General features: G+C 37.6%; 3 protein-coding genes. All 3 read right to left on the bottom strand.

The window, feature by feature from the left end:
- Positions 1–2,686 (bottom strand): accessory Sec system protein Asp2 (locus RB298_RS00030; protein ID WP_486045126.1); only part of this gene is annotated, 2,686 nt, incomplete at its 3' end.
- Between the two features lie 72 nt (positions 2,687–2,758).
- On the bottom strand, positions 2,759–3,760 hold the full coding sequence (locus RB298_RS00025; RefSeq protein WP_486045124.1) for a glycosyltransferase family 4 protein: 1,002 nt from the start codon (positions 3,758–3,760) through the stop codon (positions 2,759–2,761).
- Positions 3,761–3,770: 10 nt separating this feature from the next.
- Positions 3,771–5,156 (bottom strand): CgeB family protein (locus RB298_RS00020; protein WP_486045122.1); only part of this gene is annotated, 1,386 nt, incomplete at its 5' end.

Here is a 5,156-nt window from a genome sequence, read left to right as displayed (position 1 = left end):
TAAAGACACTATTTGTGTCTCTAACCGCTTTTTGTTTGTATTGATTTCTTACAAAAATTCTACATCTGTATTCGCCTTTAGCTCTTGGCTTATAGCGGAAAATTTCTTCCTCGATATAAGACGTTTTGTGAACGATTTTATCGTCTTTGTAAATGTAGTATGCGTACTCCAAATTACCGTGGCCTTCTGTATCACACCTTGCAATAAAGTAGCTCTTGTTATCTTTTAAAAGAGCTCTTTTAATTTTAAATGGCACGTGTTCGACATACTGCACATCTAAAATTTCGCTAATCGTTCGGCCAAGATACAGAGGAAAATAACCTTTTAAGTCTTTATGATTTGCTCGATCTTCTAAATCTAGCGTTACTTTATACCCTCTGTCTTTTAGCTGGTGATACAGCGGAAGAACATGGCTTTTATGATGATAATCCCACGTTCCTACATACAAACGGATGTCTGGTGCGCTATCTACAGGCTGATCTAGTAAGTTAAATAGAATTTGATTTAAGTATTCTTTGTTTACATTATCCGAGCCCGAAATATACTCTGCAATGTTGACATGCTCTGCCTGATCAATCAAGAAGTCTCCTAACTTACTTTGAGGAGCACCGGCAATTACTTGTCCAAAATGATACTTAATACCATAGTATAACGCCGCATAGCCGCCTTTAGACGAGCCTACGGTCATGACATTTTTGTGCGTAAAACCGTGCTTGGACATAATATATTGAATAAGCGAAGATACGCTTGTTTCAATCACATGATTTCTATTTTTGCCTAAGTAGTAAGAGCCTTGTTCACCAAAATCATCTAAAATGAACAGTTTATTCGCTCCCACTTCATCTAACGTTTTCATATAATTATATACATAATGATATTTATTAGCTAAAGCAGAAAAGACAATAACCAATTTATCCTGTAATGTCTCATCAGCTGCTGGAACAAAATGATACTTCACGCCATTCATAGATTGGTAATGTGACTCTAATTCAAATGGCCCTTGATCTCTTGCTGCGATTTTATAATTCGCCAAGCGGAACTCTGTCACTACTTCAACCGAATCTGTGCCGCTGCTGAAATCCAGCTCAAGCACAGTAGCAGGTTTTTTCGATTCCATTTTAGGAAATACCCATCCTTGCACGTGCGGAACTGTTTGTTCACGCACAGCTCGTATATTGACGTCTGTAGTAGACGTAATTTCAAGTTCAGCTACTTTGTTATTGTTTCTAAATAACTCCACAATTTGATCTCTTACGTGAACTTCTAAGTCCGGAGCCACATGCCAAAACAGCTTGTATTGATGAGTATCTTCTGAAGCGACTTGATCACGTACAGTGATATGCTCAAGCTGTTTGTTATAGCGTACGTTACGTGTGTGAGTAACTCCACTATAACGTTCATTCACTCCCGTTGCTTCCGAGTAGTCTTCCGTTAGCTGATAATCTTTTATATATACTTTTTCGTGCTGATGATCTACTCGAGGAAGACCGCGTCCATCCACGATTAGCGTGTTGTGTCCAAATGAAGAATACGCATATTTCGTAAACTTATCTTTGTAATTATATCCATTCGGTCCAGCTTCTGTAATGATATCACCGTTTGAATAAATGTGCATATTTAAGTCATCACTGTGCTTATGGTAACTAGTGTGATAAGCTGCAGAAAACAGTACGTACGTTTCTTTTTCTTTTCTTTCCCACCCGCTTCTGAAAATCGCATAACCCGAGTCTTTGAACACCGCATCTTTTTCGACAGGCATTCTGCCAGCTTTACCTTGATGAACTGCATATAAAAACTCTTCACTTTTGTACAAGCTTCGGTAGCTGCTGTTTACAACAGGCTTAGACTCTGTATCACAAAGAGGCGGGAATAATCCGTCTGGTCGAATAATATAGGTTGCATATTTTTCTGTCTTTTTAAATAAATCCACGAAAAACTTTGCGTGGTTAGGGCTCAAATCCTTCAGCCATACAACCAATTTATTCAAATAATTGGATACAAGAAAATGATAAGACGGCGAATGTTCCTTATGTACGCCTTCTTCTGTATACACATAGGTAAAATAATCCACAAGACGCTTTAATGCAATATCACGATAACGATCCGACTCATTATCTGCCTCTTCGAAATACATCGCGTAAGCAAGCAAAGAAATATCTTGGAACATGCCGTGATTTGTATTTGTTGAATGGAAATCATCTTGAGATAGTAAATTAGCTGTTTTAGCCATATTCTCTAAGAGAAGCTGTTCATCCGATGAAGCAAGCTTGTCCTTTGCTAAGATGTATAATCTCAACCAATACTGCAAACGCATTGCCGTTGTTTCATCGTGAAAAGCCATTTCATTTGAACCATTAGGATAAGGATTTTTTTGAATCCAATCTTTGACTAAACCAATGGCTTTATCTTTGTACTGCTCTTCTTTTGTCTCTTCGTAAGCATCCGTCAAACATCCTAAAAAAGTATGACCATGAATCAAGCGTAAAAAACTTCTAGATTTATCTTCGTTCCATAGAATTCCTTTTGGGTATCGAATGACCCCAAAAGGCGGAAGCGGATATTTATTACCCATAATGTTTTTAGCAGCTGCTAGCGGATCTTTATTCCGACTTTTCGGTAAGATCCTCATCAGCTTTTGAATTTTTTCTTCATCCAATGCTGTTAATGCTTTTTTTGTATTTATCATTCAGTCATTTCCCACTTTCTCATATGCGCGCTGTACGCATACAAACTATAAATTTCAAAAGGAACTTATAGATTAACTTAAAACAGGTTCCGCAACGTTCACAATTAACTCTTCCCATTGATTCGTTACTTTTTCAGCTCCAAAGTGCTGCTTTACATACTCTTTTAAAGAAGCTTGAAGCTCTGTATCTGTTTCTTTTGAGTTCAGTGCTAGAATACGCGCTACTGCTTCCTCAACATCAGATAGAAGATACTCTTTCGGATAAATCGTATCACTGCCGTCCCAGTTGAGAATAATTGGATAAGCACCTGAAGCCATCCCTTCACTTGGTGAAAGGTGGAAGCTTTCAAAATCACTTGTTGATAGAATAATTCCTACCTTTGAAAGCCATTCAGAAATATCACCGAACCCTTCAAAAATAACAGCGTCTTTCCATGGAGCTTTTTCGATACGATTAAAAATTGCTTCGTAATATTCACGCTCTTCTTCTTTATTCCACAGCCATGAATATTCCTGCGGCATTTTTCCTTTAACAAACAGCTTATAGCGATTATCTTGATGCCATAACTTATCTAGCATATCTACAGCCAAGTCTAGACGCTTTCGCTGCGGACAAATTCCGATGATGCCTAAATGATACTTAGCATCTTCCGTTTTAGAACCATCCACTTTTTCTGTATCGACTACGTTATAAATCATCGTCATCTTTTCACGCGGAAAATTAAACGTTCGATAAAATTCTTCATATACGTATGGAGAAATCGCGATAATTTTATCGATATTTTCCATGTTAAAACTATGAGGATAAATCGTATCACGCTCTTGAAGATGCATGCGTACAATTAAATGCTGATGAGGCTTTTTATGATGAGAGTACCACACTGCATTTCCAAGTCCCCATTCACAAACAATAACGTCTGCCCACTCTAAGCAAGCTTGGCTCTGCTCTTCATCATGAGCATTATGGCCACTCCACTCGTCCGTTTTAATTTCAAACCCCGGACGGCTTGCCAAACGGTCCATAATGATACGTGCAAATTTCAAATCATGTCCTGCAAATAATATCTTTTTCATTTTTGTAACCTCACAGCTCTATTTTATTTACCATAGCAGTGATGTCGTCCTTGCTGCTATCTTCTAATTTCAAGTAATTAAATTTGTCATTACTAAAGAACTGCTTGCCGTATTTAGCATATGACGCAAGACTTTGATCTTGTTCAAAGAGATTAATTACTTGCTCAAGTGAAAGATTGCTGTATACATTTGTTTTAGCAACAGAGCTCTGTGACGATAACTCTCTTACAAACTCGTATTCCTGACCTGCATTTTTCTCTTCAAGCTTTCCGTTTTCCACACTGTAGTGAGTTGTTTTACCAATAAAATCACTGTCTGTAAACGTTGTGCTCAGCATTAAGTCTAGTAAATAATTTTGCCCATAATAGCTGTCTTGGCCAAAGTACGTTACATACTCACTTGAAATCCAATCGCGAATGTTTAAGTAGTTGTGCATATAACTGCGAACAAATGTGTGAATGGTTTTTGTGTTGTACTTATTATAAAGATCTAAATAGCCATGGAATGTATCTACTAAAATATATAATTGCTTATTGTCATAAGCTTGACGGTTAAATTGATCAATGATGTTCTCAAACTCTTGACGCGTATTAGCAATCGCAACTACCGTAACTGTTGGCAGTTCAAAAGCAAAGTTTAAGCCCACTTTCTCAATAATGTACTCTAAGCGATGCGTATACGTATGCTTAGTTAATACATCTCGAATACCCGTTAATGCTTTTTCTTCGTAGTAACGTTCGTCTTCTAACAGCTGCTTGAATTCTTCATGCAAACTCGTTGGATCTTCAGACATATAAACAAGATCACCGAAAATTTCTCCAATTCCCTGTGCGTACGTACTAATAACAGGCGTTCCGCATGCTAACCCTTCATACACACGGCGAGAGAACATCGTCGGAGATTCTTTTACTGTATTTACGTTAATCATAACTTTGTAGCCTTTATATGCTTTATCAATTTCGTAATACTTTAAGTTTCCTTTTACATAAGGAACAAAGCGTTCCGGGAATTGATGATTTGGCATAAGCCCTTTTAAGTTTTGAATATAGTTTCGATCGTAAATATCTAGTCCCACTTTAGCCGCAGCATCTAATAATCGATCCATATCAATACATCTTTCTTCATGGTGACGATAATAAGATCCAGCGAAACATGCTTTGTTTTCGCGTTCATCTACAATTTTAACCGGATTATGAATAGCCGGCTGCGCAGCAAACGGTAGCGCAAATGCGTTTTGATGTCCAGCTCTTTCTTGGTAGTAAGGAACCATGTTTTCATCCGTTGTGAAAATATAATCAAATCGTCTAGCTGTTTCAATAAAACGATTAAAGTGAACAGGATCTTCCTTGTTCCAAAATACGGTTGGCACATTATGCTCTTTACACCAAGCTAACAG

The organism is Priestia sp. BR_2, assembly GCF_041954005.1.
GTDB lineage: Bacteria > Bacillota > Bacilli > Paenibacillales > Paenibacillaceae > Paenibacillus_AQ > Paenibacillus_AQ lautus_A.
This window is presented reverse-complemented; position numbering and strand designations above follow the sequence as displayed.

What these genes read in the sequence shown, in the direction of transcription:
- RB298_RS00025 (WP_486045124.1), bottom strand. Translation starts at nt 3,760, where the DNA reads ATGAAAAAGATATTATTTGCAGGACATGATTTGAAATTTGCACGTATC.